We start from the raw sequence: 24,823 nt of genomic DNA on the forward strand, positions 1-24,823 counted from the left end.
CGAGCAGGTCACGCGAGGCCCTACAGCTGGTTTCGCTCGCTGCCCGTTTCCCGTGGTGCAAGGTGGTGCTCTCCACCCGCGACGAGTGGCTGGCCATTCTGCCGGAGAAGATGGCCGCGACCGAGGCCGACCCGCGGGCCGACGTGAAGGATTTTCTCTACGATCCCGACCCGAACCAGCCGGGCGAACGACGCCTGCCCGCACTCGTGATCGAACCACTGGTCGCTGACCACGCCGAGCGGATCTACCGCAAGCACCAAGCCCGCGCCCGTTCGAAGACCGAAGACGGCTATGCCATCCCCGCCTGTATCACGCCGTGGGACAACCTGTCCGCCAACGTGCGGAAGCTGCTCACCAACCCGCTCTACCTTTACCTCTTCCAGCGGGCGTTCGCCGGCCGCCCGGTGGGGCCGGTGGCGGGGGTGCCGGAACTGTACGCGGCGTATGTGGAGTCGGCGTACGAGCGGAACATCGGGCCGGCGGTGCGGGCGGTGGAGGAGCACTTGATCGCCGACCCCGACCGCGCCACCTCCGACCTGACCGACGACGACGTGAACGCTCTGCGACTTGGTTGGGCGTCCGGCCGCACCGCGATGGAGGTTCGCACCGACTTCCACCCGGTTGAGATGCTGGTGCACGAGGGGTTCATCACCAAGCGGGTACGGGAGGAGGGGGTGGGTATCGGTTCGTCTACCAGACGGTGGCCGAGTACCTTCTCTATCGCCATCTGCGGGACGCGATGCCGACGGGCGCCGACGAGTTCGCTTACTGGCTGAAGCTGGCGAAGCGTGAGACGGCGTTTCCCGAGTACGCCGGGGCGTTCCTGTTCTTGTTGCGGAACTGGGAGGACCGCGATGACGCCCGCGAGTGGATCGGCAAGCTAATGGAAGAAGGGGAGGAATGGACCGGAGGTGTACTAACGAAACTGCTCGACGAACTGGCCCGCACCGGTTTCGTTCCCGGAGTAGTATCATCGCGAGGTGAAAGACTATCTGGATCACTGGTAAAAAACGATTCCGAACGAATTGCCTCCGCAATCTATCGGGCAGGGTCCTCACTAATCACAACTTCATTGGCACCGACTGCATTGCTGTATTTGAGGTCTACGGTCACGATTCTCGAAAAGCTACTGGCTTGTAACCCTGATAACTTGGAGATTGCGTCTGGGCTGGCTCGGGCGTTGAGAATCCTAGGGATCTTACAACGCGCATCTGGGATGATAAACGAATCTGAAGTCAACTACCGGCGTAGTGTGCAGCTGTACGATGATCTCTACCATCAAAACCCATCGAACATACAGCTCTTAGTCGGACTAGCACGTGGGTTAAACAACCTAGCTATCCTCCTGCGTTTAATTGGACGGGCTACAGAAGCCGAAACAAGCTACAGGCGTAGTTTGCAGTTCTATGAGGATCACTGTCGTCAAAACCCAACGAACTTTAATGTCACGGCAGGGTTAGCGTTGACTTTGAATAACTTTGGTAATCTTTTGCGTGCAGAGGGAAGGGTGGGAGATGCTGAGAACAATTACTCTCGTAGTATGCAATTGTATGAAGAACTTTACCTTCAGAATCCAGCGAACATAGAGATTGCGGTCGGACTGGCACGTGGGTTAAACAACATGGGACTGCTGCTTTGCGACACCGATCGGAAGAATCTGGCAGAAACCAACTATCAGCGTAGCGTGAAATTGTACGAAGAACTTTACCTTCAGAATCCAGCGAACACAGAGATTGCGGTCGGACTGGCACGTGGGTTAAACAACATGGGACTGCTGCTTTGCGACACCGATCGGAAGAATCTGGCAGAAACCAACTATCAGCGTAGCGTGAAATTGTACGAAGAACTTTACCTTCAGAATCCAGCGAACACAGAGATTATAGTCGGACTGGCACGTGGGTTAAACAACATGGGACTGCTGCTTTGCGACAGCGATCGGAAGAATCTGGCAGAAACCAACTATCAGCGTAGCGTGAAATTGTACGAAGAACTTTACCTTCAGAATCCAGCGAACACAGAGATTGCGGTCGGACTGGCACGTGGACTTAACAACCTGGGGCTATTGTTAAGTGACACTAATCGCAAGAACGATGCTGAAGCAATCTATCAGCGTAGCGTGAAATTGTACGAAGATCTGAAATTGAACAACGCGGAGAACATTGAAGTTGCACTTGGTCTGGCACGTGGACTTAACAACTTGGGGATATTGTTAAGTGACACTAATCGCAAGAACGATGCTGAAGCAATCTATCAGTGTAGCGTGAAATTGTACGAAGAACTCTACCTTCAGAATCCAGCGAACACAGAGGTTACGGTCGGACTGGCATGTGGACTTAACAACATGGGGCTATTGTTAAGTGACACTAATCGCAAGAACGATGCTGAAGCAATCTATCAGCGTAGCGTGAAATTGTACGAAGATCTGAAATTGAACAACCCGGAGAACATTGAAGTTGCACTTGGTCTGGCACGTGGGTTAAACAACATGGGACTGCTGCTTTGCGACACCGATCGGAAGAATCTGGCAGAAACCAACTATCAGCGTAGCGTGAAATTGTACGAAGAACTTTACCTTCAGAATCCAGCGAACACAGAGATTGCGGTCGGACTGGCACGTGGGTTAAACAACATGGGGCTATTGTTAAGTGACACTAATCGCAAGAACGATGCTGAAGCAATCTATCAGCGTAGCGTGAAATTGTACGAAGATCTGAAATTGAACAACCCGGAGAACATTGAAGTCGCACTTGGTCTGGCACGTGGACTTAACAACCTAGGTACCCTCCTGAGTGAAACTAATCACAAGAAAGATGCTAGAGCTAATTACAGCAAAAGTGAACAGCTGTACGAATGCCTCCATAGCAACAATCTGGAAAATATTCAAGTTAAGCTTGCATATGCTGCTTTAATGGCAGAAATAGGAAAATTCACAAGGTCTCGACAGCTCATTGATGAAGTACTTCTAGTTGTACCTCACCATATCTATGCAAACCAGCTGGATCAGTGGCTTCGAAAACGTGGTCGTCAATCTTTCGTAAAGCTATTATTTGTGTTGCTTATTGGTGTTCTCATTATATCAATCAATTTAACCTACAACAGATTAGGGTTGACGCAAGTCGAAGGATTAATTTTATCTGGAACTTTTGTTATATTGCTTTTGCTGAATCGCAGATAAATACAGTGATTTCACTTAATCGTGGAGAATTTTAATATCTTCAGCAGCATTTGAATAATTAAGCAAATATTAGTCAGTATTAAATCAAGGTCCAATAACATGTCTTATCTGACAAACTGTGGATTGAAGCGCACTTTAATTCTGCGTTCCAGATATAATTTACTTCATGCAGGATGCATCAGCAATAATAGTTATCCGGTATTTTCTCACTTCTTGAGTTTTACCTGGATGAACGAAACCATAATTACTGACCTGCAACAGAAGCGTTTCTATTGGTTGGAATGGCGTTGAAGAGGTCCACAGCGCGGCATTTATCTCAGATGACATGATTTACAATAGCTTCAATGATACATCATAATATCACTACTGCTTCATTCGTCAACGGAACCCAAGCAGAGATATTAGTTTAACTTATTTACCTACTTTCGTCGTAACAGATACCAGATCAAACCAAAGAACAAAGCGAAAACCATGCTGAGTCTGAAAACGACGGAGACTGCATCAGACAACAACAACCCCTCTTCTGCTGTAGTAATTCCCTTGATGTTCATGCTCCAAAAACTGATCGCCAAGGTCGGTGCACCAATAAACACTGTCAGTAATAACGTGAGCAGGTTCAAGCGGTTGTCGCGGGATTGCTTGTCCCGGTCGTTCAGGTAATCGTTCATTTCACGGACTTCATTATTGACCTCTTCATAAAGATCAGTGATCTGAAACGTTTGCTGCCATAATTGGTATAAGTGGTGGTGATTCTGTCGCTGTCCCACTTGAACAAAATGGTAGTGGGCGGTGTAATCAAACAGTCGATCGCGAATCTGCTCAAAAATCACTCGAAGTTCCGATGCTGGCTGCTTCGCTGGGTTCGATTTCCACCGTTGAGCCACCTCATTAGACAGCGACATCAGGCTAAACCGTTGTTGCAATGCTAACAGAAACATCACAAAGTACTCATTTTCCAGGTGATGAGGAAGTTCTTTTTGAAAAAACGGATCAATCGGTGGATCAATCGCGACGAAACCACCCCCTTCCAAAGATTGAAAAAACCATTGGTCTTGCAAATATGGGTGGAAGTTTGGTGGGCAAATCGCCACCTGCTCCTGAGTGGGATAATACGCTTGCTGGGCATGAAATAGCCGACGCAACTTGTAAAGTACCTTTTCCCGCGGCCAGGCACTGTCGTTTGTCTCATTCAAAAAGAGAACCGTGTAGGGCAGACTGCGCCCAGCGAGGAACACTTCTTGAACTGGAATCGGTCCATTGAGACCCAGTCCAACACTATTGAGGGCGATATGGTTGATGGCAGCGAATGTACTCTGTTCTGAAGATGACTTATCGTCTGCTGTTTGAAGATACGGTTGTGGAAATGGGCGTACAGACTTGCCATCTGGGGATGGCATCCTGAGCACACCGCCGCGTTCCAGTGCTGCAAATCGGCCAAAATGCTGTAAGTCTAACCATGCCTCAATCTTATCAGATTCCACCTTCCAGCGTTGCACCACAAAACCCACACCGTTCCGGAACAGTATCAACTGCAACTCTTCCAATCTGATCCGGGTTGACTGATTTTTGAATTGAAACAAAAAGCCTTTCTTGGCTGCTAGACCATGCTCTGATTCAAGAAAGCGGTTTGTGAGCAGATATTTTTCTGCAACCGCAGGCGAATCATCAGTAGGAGCGAGAGATTGCGCAATATGATGCAGAAAATCATCTGTAGGAAAAGCCCCGCGTTCCCATACTTCCATTACTCCAGTGCGGGCCGGAACATGGACAGACCGCACTCGGGAAAGAACCAGTTCGCTCTGTTGGTGATCATACAGGAATGGTTTCACAAAAGTTAGAGAAGATCGATCTGAATCAACTCGCATTGGCTTCACCTGAAATAGTACCCGCAAATATCTGCCATCAGTCACTTCAATTCAGAATACTCGTTGGCCGATGAGTAGTCGAATTCCGCCAAGAAAGTCGCAAAAGATGAATGCATTTTAACTAATTGGTTGTTAACATGATGATAATATTTTTAAAGTTCTATTTTTGGGCCCGCCCATGGATAACCTGCAATATTTTTCCGATCTACCACCCAAGTTCGACTGGGTTGAACACAAATCCCCTTTTCCGTTGGCACTGACATATGTTCGCATCATCAGCACGTTCGAAAGGCAGCAGCCTATCGAAGCGGTGTGGGCGGTTCGGGATGCATGGGAGGTGGCGATCAAGTTTTGTGCGTGTGTGAGCGTGGCCGACTTCCTTCAAGCTAACCCGGACCAGGCGGTGGCCGAGAAGGTTGCCGCTGGGCTACTCTCGGATCGCGGAGTGGCCATCGGCGGGTGGAAGGACGCACTCATCCTCACGCTTCCGGACCCCGCGGCCACCGGGCGACGGTTGCCTGCACTGCGAGACGTGTTCCGCAAGCACGGCGGCAGTCGCACCACTGCTCACTTCCAGGCGACGGAGGGGTTCACCACCTGGCGGAACGACGTGTTCGGCCACGGGGTGTTCAAGCAAGACCGGCCGTGGTACGCCGACCAAGCCGCCGAGTGGGCGAAGAAACTGTGCGACCTGTACGAGGCGTTGCGGCCGGTGTTCGCCGGGTGGGTGCTGACCGCCCGCACCGCCGACGGGCAGACGGTGGACTGGAGCGGGTGCGAGTTCGAGCCGAAGCGCGACCGACACCAGCACGACCCACTCGGCCACGCCCTGCTGCTCTTCCTGGTGAACGCCGGCACCGAGCTGAGCTTCGGCCCGCTGCTCAGCGTGCAGCGGTGCAAGGAGTGCGACCACCCGGCCGCCTTCTTCTTCGACCGCCAGAAGTCGGCCGACGAGACGGTGCTGCTCGAATACTTCGCCGGCGCCAAGGGGAAGAAGCGGGAGTGGGCGGAGTTGGACGCGCTCAAGCGGTGGCTGCCGGCCGAGTTCAAGTGGGAGCGGCGGCTGTACGACACCGGCGAACTGCTGGAGGGCATCCCCATCCTGTTCCGCGACTTCGACCGCGAGTACCTGCGGCCGGCCTACCTGCTCGACGCCATTGGCAAGCGGCTCGACGCCACCCAGAAGGGGTACGTCCTGCTCGACGGGCCGGAGGGGACGGGCAAGTCGTACCTCGCCCGCGGGCTGGCCGAAAAGGAGACCGACCTCGGCCTGAAGGTGCTGGCGTACTATGTGCGGCCGGGCGACCTGAGCCACTTCGCCTCGTTCCTCATCGAGCTGAACCGGCAGGTACACGACAAACTGCTGCCGGCCGACAAGCGGACGTTCGAGCCGCAGGCGAAGGGGGCGAAGACTGCCGGCGAGTTGCAGGCCGAGTTCGTCGACTACTTCACCACCGTGCTCGCCGGCCGGCCCGGAGCGATCCTCGTCATCGACGGGCTGGACGAACTGCCCGACTCCGACCCGACCACCCCGCTCATCACCGACCTGCTGCCCAACGCGGCGAAACTGCCGCCGAACCTGCACATCGTGCTCACCGCCCGCGGGGGCGAACTGAAACCCCGCGCCGACGCCCGCTGGCACGCCCTCTCCGCCGACGCCCTCCGCCTCACCCTCGACCCCACCTCGGCCGACAACCGAGCCCTTGTCAGCGAGTATCTCGAACGGCAGAACACCACGGCGGTCGCAGAGATCCTCGCCCGCAGCGGCGGGGTGTTCCTGTACGCGTGGCACTTCGTGGCGGCATTGCGGCAGGGGGTGTTCGCCGGCACCGCCGACCTGCCGCCGGCCAAGCATTTCTACCCGGCGTTCCTCGACCGCATCCGCCAGCGGGTGGGCGACACCCTGTTCGACAGCGTTTACTTGAAACTGCTGATGCTGCTGACAGCCGCCAGAGTGCCGGTCACGCGGGAGCAGATCGAGCGGTGGGGCATCCCGGCCGACCGGCTGACGACGGCGCTGAACGACCTCCGCGACTTCGTGCGGCAACTCCGCCACCGCGATTGGCACGAGGGCCTGAGCAACGACCCCGAACCGCGGTACAAGATCGCCCACGAGGCGTTCGTGCGCTTCGCGGAGGCACACGAAGCGGAGCGACTGAAGGAAGCCCACCGCACGATCGCGACCGTGGCCTTGCGGCACAACAAGACCGAGTGGAAAGACCTCGACCCGGCCGAAGACGCCGATCTGTACGACGTACGGTTCGTGCTCTGGCACTGCGACGTAGCAGGGATGACGGTCGAGGCGAAGGTGTTGCGGAGCGATGAGTCGCTGGCGATGGGCATGTGGAGACCCGCGAGTCAACTTGAACTACACTCCCGTCATCAACTCGCAGTGGATTTGTTCGGCCAGTGCATTGTGCTGTATCGGAGTCTGGTCGACTGTGGACGTACTGAGTTGGTTTTCGACTTGGTGTCCGTTCTCAATAACTTTGGGGTAGCGCTGAGTGGACTCAGACATTTGGAAGAGGCGTTGGCATGTAACGACGAGGCTATTAGGATCATTCGCACACTGCTGTCAGAGATGGACCAAGTACCCGATATGGCGAGCCATAACGACAACATTATTATCCATGGCAAGCTATACGACAAGGTGCATAATCATTTTGCAAATAGTTTGATTAACGCTCTCGTTGGCAAGGGGAATAGACTCAAAGAACTGGGCCGATTGCAGGAGGCGATGCCCTGCTACGACGAGGCGATCGCAATCCACAGCGCGCTGAATAATGGCGATCAGTCCGACCGGGCTAACGAATTGCTCCTCGCACAAAAGGGGAAAGGTGAAACGTTCCAACTGATGGGTCGGCTTCATGAGGCGGTGGGATGCTATGACGAGGCCATCGCCAGCCTCCGCCGGTTGGTGGAGAACGGGCAGACTGAGTTGACCACAGATCTATCCTACGCTCTCGTGAGCAAGGGGCTCGCACTCGACGAGATGGGCCAACTTCATGAGGCGGTGGCATGCTACGACGAAGCCATCTCTATCCTCCGACAGTTGGTAGAGAACGGGCGGAAAGAACTCGCATCCAGGTTAGCTCAAGCCCTAATCAATCAGGGAAACGCCCTTACCAGGTCCAGCCTTTTCCCAGAGGCGGTGGCATGCTACGACGAGGCCATCGTCAGCCTACGCCAACTGGTGGAGAGTGGTAGGACCGAGTTGACTGACTCCTTGGCCTCTGCACTCGTGAACAGGGGGAACGCTCACGACGATGTGGGACAGTGGCCGGAGGCAATAGCCTGTTACGACAAGGGGATTGCCATCCTTCGCATGATGGTCAATTCGGGGCGGGGCGAATTGGCTAACACCCTAGCTAAGTCGCTGATGAATAAGGGGATAGCGTTGGTTCACATGGGCGAAGAGAGAGATGTGACGGTGTGCTTCGACGAGGTCATCCGCCTGTATTTCCAACTCTTCCAGAACGGCCAGCCGCAGATTCTGCCCTACCTGCTGCGAGGGGTGCATAGTCGCATCTACGTGGCCATCACCCAAACCGATTGGCCGACGGCGGCCAGTGTCTTGGGACTGGGCCTTCAGGCGTTCATCGCCAAGCAGCGAGCATCCGAAATCACGCCACTCGACCAACAGCAACTGAACAGCTTGCTTGACAGCGTCGTTCGCCTTTCCGCCGAGCAGCGGGAGCAACTGCTGACCGCCGCCTCGCACGGTCTCGCTGAGTTTTTGCGAACACTTTTCGGTAGCATTCCTCCACTCGAATAAGGAAAACCATCCATGTCGCACCATCGAAATGTGGCCATTGAAAGTACATCTGGCCCGGATTTTGAAGAAGCCCGCGAAGGGTCAATCATCCGCTGGGTAAACTGTACTATTGTCGATGGCCTGCTGCGACTCGGCGAACCAGGGTGGTCCTTGGCACCGTCAGCCAAGGCGGCATTGCTGTGGCGGGCCTATCAACGCTATTCCGAACTCGTCGGATTAAAGCGGCTCGGTGGCGGGCTGTCCGGGAGTGATGTCCTGGTGTTCCGCCCAAAATTGAAAGCCCCTCCCGTAGCCAACGACCCAGACTTGACTACCAGTGGACCGATCGACGTACTCAATGGTGCATGGGGCTCACCGCTGCTGGTTAAAACCGATCGACCAGAAAAACTTCGGCAAGAATGGACACGATACAACCTGTTTTTGCGGGATCGGCAAAGCCCGTTCATCGCCCAACTCGAAGAGTTCCTCGTCGTCCACTCGAGCGAATCCGGCGAAGACAAGCCCCTTGCTGCCTTAATTGGTTCGTTCCTGGGCGGCGACACGTTAAAGGCAGAGCCGCTGGACAAAGTGATTCGCGGCTGTAGTGACCTGGACCGTTGCCTGAAATTACTGGATCAGGTGTATGGCCACCTCGACAGTTGGCACAACAATGTTCAAGCCCTCTCCTTGGCCCAGTGGCCTCGCGTTTTTCAATTCCAGCATGGTCTGCCACCTTCAGATGTTCATCCAGCCAACACCTCCGCAACCTGGTTATTGTTTGGTCAGTTTAACTTCCAGAAAGAAAACCGTGATGCAACGGTGACATGGGATCAACCGACCTGGACCGGAGCCCCTTCGCCCGGACGGCAGGAATTTTCTGCCCATTTACGATGGGAAGTTCCTTTTGGAAATACGGCCCATCTTCGTCATCATTTGATGGGGAAAGGTGATCGGACGGATGGCTTGCTCTTTGAATTGTTGAAGATGAATGCCTACTATTCGTTGACACATGGTGATCTTCATCCCCGCAATGTGCTCTGCGATGCTGAGAATATCTGGCTGATTGATTTCGAGCATACAGGCATTGGTCCAGTTCTCGCCGATTATGCACGGATGGAAATCATGCTCCGATTGTGGTGCATCGAATTGAACGAAGGCAGCAGCAATGTCGGGCCATTAGCAGAGCAACTCGAACGGTTATTGCTGGCCCATTTCCATGGTAGTGAGAGCAGCCTGGAACCAGTACGCCAGTTGGCAGCGGGAATCGGAGCAAATCCGGACGAGCTGTACAAGATCGCCAGTTGTATTGTCCAACTCCGCACGCTGGCTCGACGCTGGTGTCTGAAAGAATTCGTCGATGGACGTGATTACCTGGCGGTGCTTTATTTGACTGTCTTGCGGTTATTACCTCTTTCTGCTCAACCCAAAGCCTCCATGGGCGCGGGTAATCTCCGCTGGTGTATGGGGCTGTTCTGGGTGCTCGAAGAATCCCTGGACCATATTCTGGGCCGAACTCCGTTCGATCGGGGACAGCTGCCGTATGACCCTCTTCGCCTGATTTCGGCAGATTTGCTTCTTGAAGAGGGCGCGAGTGGGCGTGTTCACTACTTATGCCAGACATCTGATGGCCGAGATTTGCTGAAGCCGGTGGTGGAGTTGCAAGGGGTGTTGCAAGGGAATTACCACCATCTGGATGCCTATCAACACACGCTTTCCGTACTGGCCTACGTGGAAGCCATTCTGGCAGACCCTTTCAAGGCACTATGCCACCCCGCCTGGTTGGATGAAAAGGTATCGAAGCAAATGGCAGCGGCAGGGATGCCATTGCCACCCATGCTTTCTTACCAGAGTGCGAAGCCACTAAATTGTGACTGGCTGACTGGTGATATGCCAACACAATTGCAATCCTATTTAACGGAGCTGTTCAACAAGGCTTCCTCAGTAGAAAAGCTTCGACTCCTGCTGAAATGGTGTGCCCTGCTGCACGATGTAGGTAAGCCGGGTACCCGCACCGTACGCCAGAAGGGAGAAACGCAGGAAGTCCAGTTTATTGGCCACGAGGTATACGGTGTTTCACTGCTCGGGCGGCACCTGTCAGCGTGGTTTCCGAACAGTACTGACCGCACATTTCTCAGCGACCTGATCCGGTATCATCATACCAGCCATCAGTTGTTGGGAAATCGATTGTTCTCCGATCCAAATCTCTTGAACGGGCTCAAGCAACTTGGACATGGAGAACCGAATCGAGATGTACTGAAGCTACTCGATGAAGAAATCGCAAAAGTCGGGGCGGAATTGCTGCCACTGCTTCTGCTGCACGGCTATGCTGACCGTTTGGCTGCGCGGGGTGTGAAGCAAAGCCAACCGGTGAGTGAGTGGGCTGAAGCCACCCTGGCATTCCTCAATGGACTACGGCTTTACCCGGATTTGACAAAAGCAGCCGAAATGAAGAAGGAGAGAGAAGCGAACATCAGTAATGCTGCCCGTCAATACGCTGCCGAACTCGGGCAATCGGGCCGGGCCATCGGCGTGCTGAAGCAGCACCTCACTGATCAATCCGGCACCACGGATGAACTGTTAGCGTGGCTGCGTGCACATATCACACTCCAGGATCTTACCCAGCTGTTGGGAGAGAAATGATGAATGTCCCATCCCACTTACCCGCCTTTCTGGCCATCAAGTGGCAGGAGTTTCAAGAAGAAACAAACCCACGTTTGAAGTTATGGACTTTGTGTGAGGTCTATGAAATCCTGCTCCGTTTTGGTACCGCAGTTACTTTGGCTGAATTTCGAGCATTACCTGATGGAGACGCCCGATTCGATACCGCAATATCCACGATAGCGCCAGAAATTGAAGGGCCAAGCCTGGGCAAATGGCTTGGTTTGCTGAAAGACCTGACCGACCAATTCCAGCCTTCTGATCAGCTAGTGCTGCCCGAGTTTGGAATAATCTCGGAGACACTTTTTGAATATTCTCCCGAGAAACCAGTCGATTGGACCGCTTCACTGTTACATATTCGCAATACTCTTGCCCACGGCGGAAGTATCAATCAGAAGGCTGCGGAACGCCTGCTCGAGGAGTGGGAACCGAAAGTTGCAGATTTGATCGACCTGCTCGCTTTTCTCGCCAATTGCAAGTTGGTCTGGTTTGAAAATGGCATCGCACACAACATCGAACCAGACGGTCGACAAGGTGAAATCATACCTCTAGCTACGGAACTCAGCGACAACCTGGCAGCTACTGGCCTCAATCGTCGTGTTTTACTCCTCCGGGAGAATCGATGGATCGACCTCTGGCCACTGTGTGATTTCGCAGCCACGACAATGCCAGGTTTCGGTTCGATCGTTACCAGCCAAAGCTCAACCCCACAAATATACTTTCGGGCAGAAAAACGCCGCCTACTCTATGCTGCTCTCGGTAGTGATCTGCCGATTCATCAGTCAACCGACCAGCTCGCTGCCTTTCGAGCCTTCTTCCGTCTCGACCGTCCCACGGAGAAATCGGTAGGTATTACCGCTGACTTCGCAGGCGACATTGCTGCCGAAGCAAAAGCAATGTGTGGGCGACGAGAGCAACTGCTGGAACTGAAAAAGGTAGTAAAAAAAGCCTCCTGCGGGGTGCTGTGGGTGTCCGGACCTGGTGGCATTGGCAAGAGCTATTTGATCTCCAAGTTTGCCCAGAATCAACTTGGCTCCAACCAGTATATCACCGTGTTCTGGCGGTTCCGGGCCAACGATGCCGACCGCTGCAACCGGCACGCCTTCTTCCGTCACGCCATTCGTACCTTGAGCGATCCGAAATTCGGCTTACGCTCCGAGCCGACCTTCCCGTCTCTCGATCCTTCGCAGTTGCTCGTTCAGTTTCTCGATTTACTCCGGGATGCTAATACTCGGAATCCTGAGCGCCAGGTGCTGTTCATTCTTGATGGCATGGACGAGATTGCCCGCTCCGATGGTGACTTTGTGCGATCGATTGCCGACTGGCACTTTGGTCATGCCATCTGGCTGTGCGTTGGCCGCCACGAGGGCGACCAGATCCCAACCATCTTCGCCACAGACCGCTGCCAGCATGTCTTTCCAGGTGGATTACCGGGGATGGCATCGACGGAAATCCGTGAGATGATCGATGCCCGCATTGGCAGCCGCCTGAAAGATCTCTTGAGACAGGACGAAGATGCAGATGACGGAACGAAGAATGAGCTTGTCGACGCAATCGCCGCCCGAGCTGCGGGCCTGCCATTGTACGTTCACTTCGTCTGTGAAGATTTGCTTTCGGGCCAACTGCCTCTTGATAGCACCTTGCCTTCCCGGTTGCCGAACAAGTTGGAGGATTACTTCGAGAAACTGCTCAAACAAGCTGAGGCTGATGACGAGGATGCAATTCCTTCTCCACTGATTGCGGTCTGTGCTTGGGCACTGGAGCCGCCCACAGAAGATTTTTTGCTGGAGCTGCTTGCACGCCGCGAAGTGCTCGACCGAGTCGATCCAGCATATAGTCGCAATCGACTGCGATCTGTCATAGACCGTGTGGGGAGCATTCTGCGCCCAGTACAACTTGCCGATGGGAAACTTGGCTACGAGCCCTACCACTTAACATTTCGTGATCACATCCGCGAGGATCGTACTGACCGCCGACGTATTCAGAATCGCAAAGCACGCGAAGTCTTCGTTCAAATGACGTTGGATTGGCTCAAACTTCCCATCGATAGCGATGCCAGGCAATACGTTTTACTGCATGGCAGCGAACATCTGCTGCAAGAGAAACGCTACGACAACCTGACCTCGCTGGCCCAAGACGAGGAGTTTCTAGCTGCTCAGCGCAGGGAACTGCCAACCGATCCATCCGCCAATATCCGCACGTTGCAGCACGCCCTGACTGGGGCTTGCGAGCAGGACAGCGGAGTTCGGATGGCCGAGGCCGTGCTTCGCCTCGCGGATGGTTATCAGCAGTTCCATAACGCCTCACCGCTGGAGTTGCTCCGTGCTGGCAAACTTGATGGGGCCATGACGCTGGCCGACCTACAAGACGCGGAACGCCGGGTACTGTGGTATCTGCTGCTGGCGTGGGAAATGAGCCACCGCCACCAAACCGATGCCATCCCGACCGTCCTGCGCCGCTTATTTCAGAGGGCCAATCCTATATTGGATAATTGGAAAGCCGATTTGACTTGTGATCTGCTGACATGGCTCACTCCTGAGGTGTTTCCGCAATTTCTGGAAGCAGCTATGGCCCTGCTTCCGCAACAGATATATGTCAAGGTCGTTGAACAATTGCTGAAACAATACAATCCCACGTTGAACGAACCGGAACTGCGAGCATCAATAGATCATGCCATGCTGAAGACCAATTGGCAAGAACTTTGGCATGTATGCTCCCGAATCGCTGAGGCCATCCCTAAAGAGTGGGACCGCACGACGGCCTTGACAGAGATCGCCGTAAACCAAGCTCAGGCGGAAAACGTGGACGCGGCCATCAAGACCGCTGAGGCCATCCCTAAAGAGTGGGGCCGCACGACGGCCTTGACAGAGATCGCCGTAAAACAAGCTCAGGCGGGAAACGTGGACGGAGCAACAGATACTTTCAGCAAGGCCCTCCAGACCGCAATGGCAATCCCTAGGGGGTGGAGTTGCAGCGAAGCCTTGAGGGAGATCGCCGTCGCCCAAGCTCAGGCGGGCAACGTGGAGGAGGCCAAAAAAACTTTGAACAAGGCTATCAAGACCGCTGAGGCCATCTCTGACGAGAAGGAACGCAGCAGGGCCTTGAGAGAAATCGCCGTCGCCCAAGCTCAGGCGGGTAACGTGGAGGGAGCAACAGATACTTTCAACAAGGCCATCCAGACCGCTGAGGCCATCTCTGACGAGAAGGAACGCAGCTGGGCCTTGAGAGAAATCGCCGTATGCCAAGCTCAGGCAGGCAATGTGGAGGAGGCCCTCCAGACCACTGAGGCCATCTCTGACGAGAAGGACCGCAGCCGGGCCTTGAGAGAGATCGCCTCAGCCCAAGCTCAGGCAGGCTACGTGGACGCGGCCATCAAGACCGCTGAGGCCATCCCTTACGAGTGGCACCGCAGGACGGCCTTGACAGAGATCGCCGTAAACCAAGCTCAGGCGGGAAACGTGGACGCGGCCATCAAGACCGCTGAGGCTATCTCTGACGAGTGGCACCGCAGCATGGCCTTGACAGAGATCGCCGTAAAACAAGCTCAGGCGGGAAACGTGGACGGAGCAACAGATACTTTCAGCACGGCCATCAAGACCGCTGAGGCCATCCAAGTGCGGTACCGCCGCAGCGAGCCCTTGAGGGAGATCGCCTCAGCCCAAGCTCAGGCGGGGGATCTGGTTGGGGCCATCCAGACCGCTGAGGCCATCTCTGACGAGAAGGAACGCAGCGAGGCCTTGAGGGAGATCGCCGCAGCCCAAGCTCAGGCAGGCTACGTGGACGGAGCAACAGATACTTTCAGTAAGGCCATCCAGACCGCTGAGGCCATCCCTAGAGAGGAGTACCGCAGCACGGCCTTGAGGGAGATCGCCTCAGCCCAAGCTCAGGCAGGCTACGTGGACGGAGCAACAGATACTTTCAGTAAGGCCATCCAGACCGCTGAGGCCATCCCTAGAGAGGAGTACCGCAGCACGGCCTTGAGGGAGATCGCCTCAGCCCAAGCTCAGGCGGGGGATCTGGTTGGGGCCATCCAGACCGCTGAGGTCATCCCTGACGAGGAAGACCGCAGCACGGCCTTGAGGGTGATCGCCGTAAAACAAGCTCAGGCGGGAAACGTGGACGCGGCCATCAAGACCGCTGAGGCCATCTCTGACGAGAAGGAACGCAGCACGGCCTTGACAGAGATCGCCGTAAAACAAGCTCAGGCGGGAAACGTGGACGCGGCCATCAAGACCGCTGAGGCCATCTCCGAGGAGTGGCAACGCAGCAGGGCCTTGAGAGAAATCGCCGTATGCCATGCTCAGGCAGGCAATGTGGAGGAGGCCCTCCAGACCACTGAGGCCATCTCTGACGAGAAGGACCGCAGCACGGCCTTGACAGAGATCGCCGTAAACCAAGCTCAGGCGGGAAACGTGGACGCGGCCATCAAGACCGCTGAGGCCATCTCTGACGAGTGGCACCGCAGCATGGCCTTGACAGAGATCGCCGTAAAACAAGCTCAGGCGGGAAACGTGGACGGAGCAACAGATACTTTCAGCAAGGCCCTCCAGACCGCTGAGGCCGTCTCTCACGAGTGGCACCGCAGCACGGCCTTGACAGAGATCGCCGTAAAACAAGCTCAGGCGGGAAACGTGGACGGAGCAACAGATACTTTCAGTAAGGCCATCAAGACCGCTGAGGCCATCTCCGAGGAGTGGCAACGCAGCAGGGCCTTGAGAGAAATCGCCGTATGCCAAGCTCAGGCAGGCAATGTGGAGGAGGCCCTCCAGGCCACTGAGGCCATCCCTAACGAATCGTACCGCAGTTACGCCTTGAGTGCGATCGCCTCAGCCCAAGCTCAGGCAGGCAATGTGGAGGAGGCCCTCCAGACCACTGAGGCCATCTCTGTCGAGCGGCACCGCAGCACGGCCTTGACAGAGATTGCCGTAAACCAAGCTCAGGCGGGAAACGTGGACGGAGCAACAGATACTTTCAGCAAGGCCATCAAGACCGCTGAGGCCATCTCTGACGAGTGGGACCGCAGCAGGGCCTTGACAGAGATCGCCGTAAACCAAGCTCAAGCGGGAAACATGGACGGAGCAACAGATACTTTCAACAAGGCCATCCAGACCGCTGAGGCCATCTCTAAAGAGAAGGAACGCAGCAGGGCCTTGAGAGAAATCGCCGTAAACCAAGCCTCAGCTGGATTCAGTTACTCGGGTGTTGCTACGGGCATGAAAATACTGATCGATGTCGATGAGTACCTACCAGCCATCGCGGAGCGGATTGTGGAGCAGCGTGACTATGCTGCCTTCAAGCTCTATCTTCCTCTTGCTGGCCGGGACATCCGCACCGCGATCCACGCTTGTGGGCTGCTCGCGCGACTCAATCCCCCTGATGCCACCGCCATCGCAGCGTTGCTGATTGCCCGACATGATAAACCTAGTGCATGAGTTCAACACCGATTGTCTTCATGAGAGACCTGCCTGAATAGTAGAGCAACTGGATTCACTCGCAAGGTTTAGAGCGTTTGCAGCTAAAAAACTTAGACTACTGGATCAGTGTATCGCTTCAATTTTTAGCCAAGACCCCTTCCAGTTGCTCCGAAAGTGCCTGCCAGTCGAAACCCAGGTCCGAGAGGTCGTATTCGAGTGCCAGCAGATCTTGGACTTCGGGTGGCAGATCGGCCACCGCTGGATCGGTGCGGAACGCGTAGTGGACTGCTCGGACGAGTGTTTCTTGTTGGCTGGGGATCAGGTCCAGCACGACGACTGGCACTTCGTTCAGTTGCAACTGAATCGCGGCCTGCTATCGAGGAAGGCCAAGCAGCACCTCATCGCGGGTGTTCACTACTATTGGTGGACGGATTCCCCAGTTGCGGACTACTGTACAAGTGGCCTGTGCGGCTGCCTCTGGAATCGATGCACTCCCATGTGCGGGTCGCAATTCTGAAGGGTTTCTCATTTTAATATCCATTTTGCTCTCACTTTTGATCTAGTGCCACCAATCACGATTATTCGATTCCTGTGGCGATATTTCTATTTTCCGACAAGTTTGTCGGCTAAGAAATTATATTCGATCCTGATTGATCTGGTGGCGATTATCCTGCCTCCGAAGCTATCCGATGAACATTTTTCAGGTTTCCAAAATTTTTTTTCACAGAAAGAAAGTGTGTCTGGGTATCCGATAGCTCCCGTGGCCTCAAAGAGAACCAATCTGCCCGGTAGTACCTATGGCAATTCGCAGTCAGCGTTTATGACAGAACCCCCTGTTTCGGTAGCACTTTATGACACGTAGATCGACAAACTCCGGAGTTTTCGGGGGTTTTGTCATTTTGTCATGTGTCATACGCAAAGAGAAATAGTAGTCAGTCATTTATTTAATTGGTGATATTTGATCATATCTAATATGTAATTTTGTTCATTTGTCGGTAGAGAGGTCCAATCAAGTAGTAATCGTAATAATTCAGAAGGTAGATAAAGATGTGAATAAGTATGAGTAGCAGGTAGTTTTTTTAATAATTCTTCTACTGCGTCGGATTCTGCAACCACTGGTTTATGATCTCTCGTATTTTCTAGGGGTTTTTTGCAATAGTTCGAATCTCTCTCCCTCCGCTTGACCAAATTATCCATTTTGTGTAAGCGAACACTGGAACTTATATCTCCCCTACCCTGCGGGTTGTTCCGTCCACAGTTTCAACAGCGAATCAGGCATCTCAGTTAGACGCTCTTTTGATTGATTGAACAGCCGCTGGATCTCATCTTTCGATAAACCAGGTTTTCCACCCGCAACTGCACGGTGGTGCAAATCAATCAGGTGATCCACCATCGCTACTACTTCGGAAATAAGGTTATTTTCCAGCATCAATATTACCAACTGGTAGTTCATCTGCAACGCACGCATGGGCTGAAGCTGTTCCAACTGGGGCATTCTGCTTTGCAGCGCTTTGATCCGTTCGGGCAGTCGTTTAGTGGATCGCTGGATCATCATGAACAGCGAGTCCACAATAATAATTTGTGCAGCACGGCACTGGGGATCTGCTTTGATTGCCAGTTCTGCGTGTCTAAAAATTAACTCTGCTGTTTTTGCAGCATTGGTGGGGTCCAATATCAGTTCGTATTCCCACGCTTGTTTATAGATGCGGGCTAATTCCAATTGCAGTGGTGCGTTCCCCGGAAGTTCTTTCTCCGCTAATTTCAAAGGTAATAAAACTTTTTTCTGCAAATGATCGTGGGCCGTAGCCACTCGTGTCGTTCGGAGCGGTCCTGGTGGCAGACCTTCCGTTCCACGGTGCAATTCCTTCAAGTGAAAACTGGCCAGGCGAGCAAACCGAAAATGATCAGTTGCATTCATTAATGGCAGCCCAACCACTAAAAGAAGCACCAGGCCAAGCATTGCAATGCCAAGTATCAGCCAGCGTACTGCACCAGTGGGTCTACGCGTTGGGGTCTGGGAATCCATATTCCCGGCACGTGCCCAACAGATTACCAGGACTGCCAACAGTGAAAAATGCCCAACACCAGGATAAATCAAGCCTGCCAGCAGCAGCACGAAAGTAAATACTCGTAAGTGCAGCGAAAACCGATCGGTGTGCATACTGGCTTGTTCCAGTAACGCAACAGCAAGAAACCACACAACACCACCAATTGCTGCCAGCATACCTAATGTCTCAATCGCTTTCGGTGGCTGTTCGGGTGCCAGTTGCCCGGCCTGCCACAGCAGCCCCATCAACAGGCCCAAGGTGCCAGCGGCATAAATTGAAATACGAATTGATTTTGCTGTATCACAATTCCATTTCGGCACCTCCGAGGCAGAATCCACATGACCTGCTGGGCGATTTTTGGCCCAGGCAGGCAGCCATGTACTGATTACCGTCAATACAAGCAGCAACGCACCGATGATACCAGTGCTCACCAGCAGGTAAATCAACCATGGTGCGGTGGGGGCTACTTCAGAATCCGATCCCACATTCATATGCTGCAGACGATCAACACCAATTCCAAGCATCGGCTGACCTTTCCAAGGTGCCAGCGATGCTGTTGTAGGCATTTGTGGAAGATTGTTACTCAATAACCCGACGGTACAACAGAAGATGCCAAGGAACAGGAAACGAAACAACCATTTGTGGAAACGTCGATTCTGTGCCAAAGGCAGCACCAGAATGAGGCCCAGAATGCTGAACATCAATAACGTATCCAGCCGATGGATCCACCCGCCATTGATCTGTGCGGTCAACCAGGTGGGATACCATTGTGCGGTCAGATCGCCTACCAACAGACCTTCGTTGGGCAGATCATTGATTGTCAAAGAGGGCAACTTCAGTTTTGGGGCCCATGCCTGGTAGGCACCCACGGTCAGTTGGGAGATTATTGTTGCCAACAAAACCAACCAGACTGTCCTGATGCGTGCTGGCGTATCTGCAAGCAATCGAACTAATAAGAACAAGCACCCCAGCGAATACCACTCCAGTGCCTGAAAAATCGCCGGGCTTAGATAGCCACCCTGGTGCATGCCCGAATAAACAGTGACCACACCCAACAACAACAAGCCCAAGCAAGTGAACTCGGCAAGTCCTAAGCGAATCTGCCGAAAAACTGATTGATAGAATGCCGTCACTACCAGCAACAGATTGCAAATGATTGCAAACCACACACTGCCCATGCTGCCCGAAAGTTGTAACTGCCCTGGATCGAGGCTGGGCACCATTGGACGAGCACAGATCAGCATCAGCAATACAGCAAACGCAATCTGATCCAACCGCACATAGGCAGAGTTTACCGGTTGTGTGACAATAGATTTTCGTTCAGGCATAGCATCATTTCACTTAATTGTTGATCAGATTTCACTATCCTTTACGTTGTATGAGTTTCCAGCAAACAGATTCCAAATACTGGAAATAAATTCACATGTAATAATATATCCTTTTGAGGTGGCTGATTGAAAAGAAATTTTCACTTTTTTCTGGGTTTACAGCAAAAAAATCCGCTTTAAGTATTGATTTCATAAGCACTTAAAAAATTTTTTGAAATTTTCAACACCGTTCCCCTCAGTTGTGCCGGATTCCGCCATTTCAACGTGCCTACAACAACTGCAGAACAAAATGAGACAATTCTCATCAAATCCGCCTCTTTAGAATCCTGGCGGGCGTTCTTTTCGGTACTTGTTGCCCATTTGGAAACAAATAACATTTCTCAATGGAACTTTACTGGCGAGTACCCACTTTGTGAAAAAGTATTTTCACTTTCTCCCCCACCTTTCGATCAAGTGGCTTTCGCCGTGCTGGTGGGTATTGTGTTCCTCTCTTTCATTGCTGTATCTGCATTATTTTTCATCTGGTTGGAAAGAAAAGTATCCGGTCGGATTCAGGACCGCCTCGGCCCCACCCGCGTTGGGGGGAAATATGGCTGGCTGCAGACGATTGCTGATGGCATTAAATTACTTGTAAAAGAAGACACACGCCCCACCATTGCTGATCGATTTTTGTTTTTAATTGCGCCTTATGTTGGGTTTGTAGCCTCTTTCTGTGCGTTTATCTCTCTGCCTTTCAGCACTGATCTGGTTGGCATTGAATTACAGGTCTCGGCATTTTTTGTACTGGCGATACTTTCAAGTGAAATTTTTGCCGTCATCCTGGCGGGGTATGCCTCTGGCAGTAAATGGTCGCTCTTTGGCGGCATCCGCGAAGCAGCCCAGGTGGTGAGTTATGAGATTCCGCGATCCATTTGCGTAGTCATCCCTGTTATTCTGGCAGGGAGTCTCAGCTTAAACACGATCGGTCAGCAACAGGGTGGCTATTTCTGGAATTGGTTTATGTTCCACGATCCATTTTCTTTTCTAAGCTTTTTCCTTTTCTTTGTGGTGGCTACCGCAAGTTGTAAGCGGGCTCCTTTTGACTTAGCAGAAGCAGAAAGTGAATTAGTTGCTGGTTTTCATACAGAGTATTCCGGTTTACGCTGGTCTTTCTTTTTCATGGCGGAATATGGAAGCATGTTCGCTGTTTCTGCTGTATGTGCCCTGCTCTATTGTGGTGGCTGGCATACAGGTTTCCTGCCATTCGACCCCAGCACCCAGTGGGGCTGGTTTGGCCACTTATTCAATGCAATTGTGCTCATTCTGAAAGGGTACTTTTTCGTTTTTGTGATGATGTGGATGCGTTGGTCACTCCCACGGTTACGGATTGACCAGGTAATGATTACCTGCCTGAAATATTTCCTGCCTATTGCCTGTGCATTGTTGATCGGCACCTGTCTGTGGGAGTTATTTGTGCCCAGTGGCATTGAAAATATGTGGCAGTATGTCATCAGTATCAGTAGCCTGCTTGCACTTATTCTGATAGTTGGCAGAATGTTTGTTGCTCCCATTGCCACAACGCATGGGCAGTTGCCAGGTGCATGGCAATTACAGCCAGCAACTCTCACAGAGGGGAAAAGTTGAACACGGAAACTTTTCTTTTTTATGTCGTGGCCAGTTGCATCTGCTGCACCGCGCTGGGGGTATTGTTTACCCGCAACATTGTGCGCAGTGCTTTCTGGCTTTTACTGACCCTGATCAGCCTGTCGATGCTTTACTTTCTGGTCGGAGCCGACTTTTTAGGCACCACCCAGTTGATCGTTTATGTGGGCGGAATTATGGTACTGCTGGTGTTCGGCATCATGTTGACCGCCCAACGGCGGATGCTTCAACTACAGAACAAATGGCAGGAAACTGTTGTCGTAAGTATCCTGGCAGTAAGCCTTTTCGCCATTATTCTTTATAACTGCACGAATGTCAAATCTTCCCTGGATACCCCACAGAAACTCCCCACATATGGTGAAATTGGTGTGGCATTCCTTACTGATTATCTGTTGCCATTTGAAATACTGTCAATCCACCTGTTGGTGGTGTTGATCGGTGCCGCATACCTCGCGCGAACCAAAAAACGAAAAGGGGGCACGCCATGACCACCTTGGGCCTGGAACATTTTCTGGTTCTCAGTGCGTTCCTCTTCTGTTGTGGCGTGCTTTGCATTATTGTCAAACGCAATGCCATCGGCATTTTGATGGGTATTGAACTGGTACTGAATGCCGCCAACATTAATTTTGTGGCTGCTGCACGTTATGTGCCGAACTTTCAATTGGATGGTTCGATTTTCACCTTGATTGTTATCGTACTGGCAGCCGGTGAGGCAGCCGTGGCGTTGGCAATCGTGCTGAACTTTTACAACAACTACCAAACGGTCGACGTGGATCGTGGCAATGAATTGAAGGGATAAGCAAGGACGAAACGATGATCAGTTGGCTCATGGCGAATCCCGGCCGTCTTTACCTGTTGGCAACTGGGTTGCCACTGGCCGCCTTCGTTTTACTGCTGATTGGCGGAACATTTCGTCAGATTTTTCAACGTCACGTGAATGTTCAATGGTGCCGTTTTCTTTATCTATTTCTCGGTGGAAGTCAGCCGATCCGCTCTGGTGCGGTACTGGCCACTGTAGCCATCGCAGCCAGTACATTAATTGCCCTGCTCAGTTTGCAACGATATTTTCAGGACACAGATATTTACAGTTCTACGGCACTTGTAGAACGCTGGTCGGAGAAAATCAGTTGGGTACAACTTTCCAAACCCGCTGATTCCCCCGCCAGTACTCTGGAATTGGGCTACCACATCGACGGTTTAACTGCCATCCTGTTTGCGATGGTGACGCTGATTGCAACATGCGTTTTCATTTTTTCGTTTGGTTACATGGACGAAGAAAGTAAGCCCACCGTAGATGACCATGTTGCCCACGTCAAGCGACCGGGACGATTCGGGCGGTTTTACCTGTTTCTGTCTCTGTTCAGTTTCTCGATGCTTCACCTGCTGATTTCGAGTAATTTGCTGCAAGTCTTTATTTCATGGGAATTAGTGGGCGTTTGTTCCTTCTTTTTAATTGGGTTCTATCACGAACGTGCCAGTGCAGGCAGTGCCGCCAACAAGGCATTCATTATGAACCGCATTGGTGATGCTGGCTTTCTGGTGGCACTGGCGATCATCTGGCATGCCTTTGGCACCTTCGATATCACCACGCTATCGGAAAAAGTAACAAATGAGAAACTTCCCATTTCTCATGAATGGTGGGTGGTCGCCGGCCTGGGGATCTTTCTTGGGTGCGTTGGCAAGTCGGCCCAGTTCCCACTGCTGACATGGCTGCCGGACGCGATGGAAGGCCCCACCCCGGTTTCCGCACTCATCCACGCCGCCACGATGGTGGCTGCGGGTGTCTATCTGGTTGCCCGCTGTTACCTGCTGCTCGATCCGGATGTTCGCCTGGTCATCGCCTACACAGGCACCATCACCCTCTTTCTAGCTGCCTGTACCGCGATGGTAATGACGGATATCAAGAAAGTACTTGCTTATTCCACCGTTAGCCAGTTGGGCTATATGATGCTGGCCCTGGGCGTTGGTGGCTGGGTAGCAGGCACTTTTCACCTGTTGACGCACGCTTTTTTCAAAGCTCTATTGTTTCTGTGCTCTGGTAGCGTAATCCATGGCTGCCACCACGAGCAGGAAATGACTAAAATGGGTGGTCTTCGCATTCGAATGCGAATTACCGCAATCACTATGCTGATTGCGGTACTGGCGATTGCCGGCTTTCCTTTTCTCAGCGGTTGGTATAGTAAAGACGCTATTTTGTCAAACGCGCTGGGTTATGCCCAGCATTCATCCCACTGGTTGCTGGCTGTGATCCCAATGTTGACAGTGGGGATCACTAGTTTTTACATGTTTCGGATGTGGTACCTGACCTTTATCGGCACTCCACGCAGCGAACAGGCAAAACACGCCCATGAATCGCCACGCAGTATGACCATCCCACTGATTTTTCTGGCTTTGTTCAGCGTTGCAGTGGGTTGGGGGTGGCCTTTCTGGGACGCCCACGCCAGCTATCTGGGGCATTTACTGCATGATCACGCTCCCGAGCAGGTGACATCGCTTGCTCTGGAAAACCACTGGGCAGGCTGGATCGGCTTATTCATGACGCTCGCAGGATTTGCGATTGCGACAATGATTTACGCCAAACAACGAATGAAGCCCATGCAGATCCCATTGGTTCAGCGTACTTTCCAGGCAACCTGGTATATTGATCGGCTGTATGCCATCATCGGAATTCGTGCTCTGATAAGGACATCAGCATTAACAGCACGCTTTGATAAAAATGAAAGTCAGGAACAATCCCCACGATTCCGCCTGCCCAGCGTTGATGGCTGTTTTAATTCAATGGCAAATTGTTTCGCTGCAGCCGGTATGCAATTAAAACAGCTGCAGAGTGGGGCAATCCGCGGCTACGTGACCGCAATGCTGCTGGCAACAGTGGTTCTGTTGCTGTTGATAACCTTATGGACATGGTAGGCTGTTAGTTCTGCCTGATTAACAGAAAAT

Annotated in this window: 13 protein-coding genes; 9 read left to right on the forward strand and 4 right to left on the reverse strand. The window is 52.8% G+C overall.

The window, feature by feature from the left end:
• The first annotated feature begins 62 nt into the window (after positions 1-62).
• The gene (locus tag R3B84_09820; GenBank protein ID MEZ6140856.1) at positions 63-776 is read left to right on the forward strand and encodes a hypothetical protein; all 714 of its coding nucleotides are present in this window, start codon (positions 63-65) and stop codon (positions 774-776) included.
• A complete protein-coding gene (locus R3B84_09825) occupies positions 740-3,175 on the forward strand; it encodes a tetratricopeptide repeat protein (GenBank protein ID MEZ6140857.1) in 2,436 nt (811 codons plus the stop codon). The genes R3B84_09820 and R3B84_09825 overlap by 37 nt, the downstream gene beginning before the upstream one ends.
• Positions 3,176-3,594: 419 nt before the next feature.
• Here the strand turns inward: R3B84_09825 and R3B84_09830 are convergent, their stop codons facing one another.
• On the reverse strand, positions 3,595-5,040 hold the full coding sequence (locus R3B84_09830) for a CorA family divalent cation transporter (GenBank protein ID MEZ6140858.1): 1,446 nt from the start codon (positions 5,038-5,040) through the stop codon (positions 3,595-3,597).
• A gap of 178 nt (positions 5,041-5,218) precedes the next feature.
• Here R3B84_09830 and R3B84_09835 point away from each other — a divergent pair, with 178 nt between their 5' ends.
• The 3 genes from R3B84_09835 to R3B84_09845 are packed head-to-tail and all read left to right on the forward strand — an operon-like array spanning position 5,219 to position 16,884.
• A complete protein-coding gene (locus tag R3B84_09835) occupies positions 5,219-8,815 on the forward strand; it encodes a tetratricopeptide repeat protein (protein MEZ6140859.1) in 3,597 nt (1,198 codons plus the stop codon).
• 12 nt (positions 8,816-8,827) lie between these two features.
• Complete coding sequence (locus tag R3B84_09840) at positions 8,828-11,434, forward strand: HD domain-containing protein (GenBank protein MEZ6140860.1); 2,607 nt, start codon at positions 8,828-8,830, stop codon at positions 11,432-11,434.
• Positions 11,431-16,884: a hypothetical protein gene (locus R3B84_09845; protein ID MEZ6140861.1), complete on the forward strand. Its 5,454-nt coding sequence runs from the start codon at positions 11,431-11,433 to the stop codon at positions 16,882-16,884. Before R3B84_09840 ends, R3B84_09845 begins: the two co-directional genes overlap by 4 nt.
• 118 nt (positions 16,885-17,002) lie before the next feature.
• On the opposite strand, the gene R3B84_09850 is transcribed toward R3B84_09845, so the two are convergent.
• The 3 genes from R3B84_09850 to R3B84_09860 all read right to left on the reverse strand — a co-directional run bounded on the left by R3B84_09850 (position 17,003) and on the right by R3B84_09860 (position 20,242).
• Positions 17,003-17,209 (reverse strand): hypothetical protein, encoded by a 207-nt coding sequence (locus tag R3B84_09850; protein MEZ6140862.1) that lies wholly within the window; start codon positions 17,207-17,209, stop codon positions 17,003-17,005.
• A 30-nt stretch (positions 17,210-17,239) separates the two neighbouring features.
• Positions 17,240-17,395 carry a hypothetical protein gene (locus tag R3B84_09855; GenBank protein ID MEZ6140863.1) on the reverse strand — a complete coding sequence of 52 codons (156 nt, stop codon included), beginning with the start codon at positions 17,393-17,395 and terminating at the stop codon, positions 17,240-17,242.
• 702 nt (positions 17,396-18,097) lie between these two features.
• Complete coding sequence (locus R3B84_09860; GenBank protein MEZ6140864.1) at positions 18,098-20,242, reverse strand: hypothetical protein; 2,145 nt, start codon at positions 20,240-20,242, stop codon at positions 18,098-18,100.
• A gap of 264 nt (positions 20,243-20,506) precedes the next feature.
• Between R3B84_09860 and nuoH the strand changes: the two genes are divergently transcribed.
• Genes nuoH through nuoL form a run of 4 tightly spaced genes read left to right on the forward strand, consistent with a single transcriptional unit; the run spans position 20,507 to position 24,793 of the window.
• A complete protein-coding gene (nuoH, locus tag R3B84_09865; GenBank protein ID MEZ6140865.1) occupies positions 20,507-21,865 on the forward strand; it encodes an NADH-quinone oxidoreductase subunit NuoH in 1,359 nt (452 codons plus the stop codon).
• On the forward strand, positions 21,862-22,371 hold the full coding sequence (locus tag R3B84_09870) for an NADH-quinone oxidoreductase subunit J (GenBank protein MEZ6140866.1): 510 nt from the start codon (positions 21,862-21,864) through the stop codon (positions 22,369-22,371). Before nuoH ends, R3B84_09870 begins: the two co-directional genes overlap by 4 nt.
• Positions 22,368-22,682 carry an NADH-quinone oxidoreductase subunit NuoK gene (nuoK, locus tag R3B84_09875; GenBank protein ID MEZ6140867.1) on the forward strand — a complete coding sequence of 105 codons (315 nt, stop codon included), beginning with the start codon at positions 22,368-22,370 and terminating at the stop codon, positions 22,680-22,682. The genes R3B84_09870 and nuoK overlap by 4 nt, the downstream gene beginning before the upstream one ends.
• Positions 22,683-22,696: 14 nt before the next feature.
• Complete coding sequence (nuoL, locus tag R3B84_09880) at positions 22,697-24,793, forward strand: NADH-quinone oxidoreductase subunit L (protein MEZ6140868.1); 2,097 nt, start codon at positions 22,697-22,699, stop codon at positions 24,791-24,793.
• The last annotated feature ends 30 nt before the right edge of the window (positions 24,794-24,823 follow it).

It is taken from the genome of Zavarzinella sp. (genome assembly GCA_041399155.1).
Lineage (GTDB): Bacteria > Planctomycetota > Planctomycetia > Gemmatales > Gemmataceae > JAWKTI01.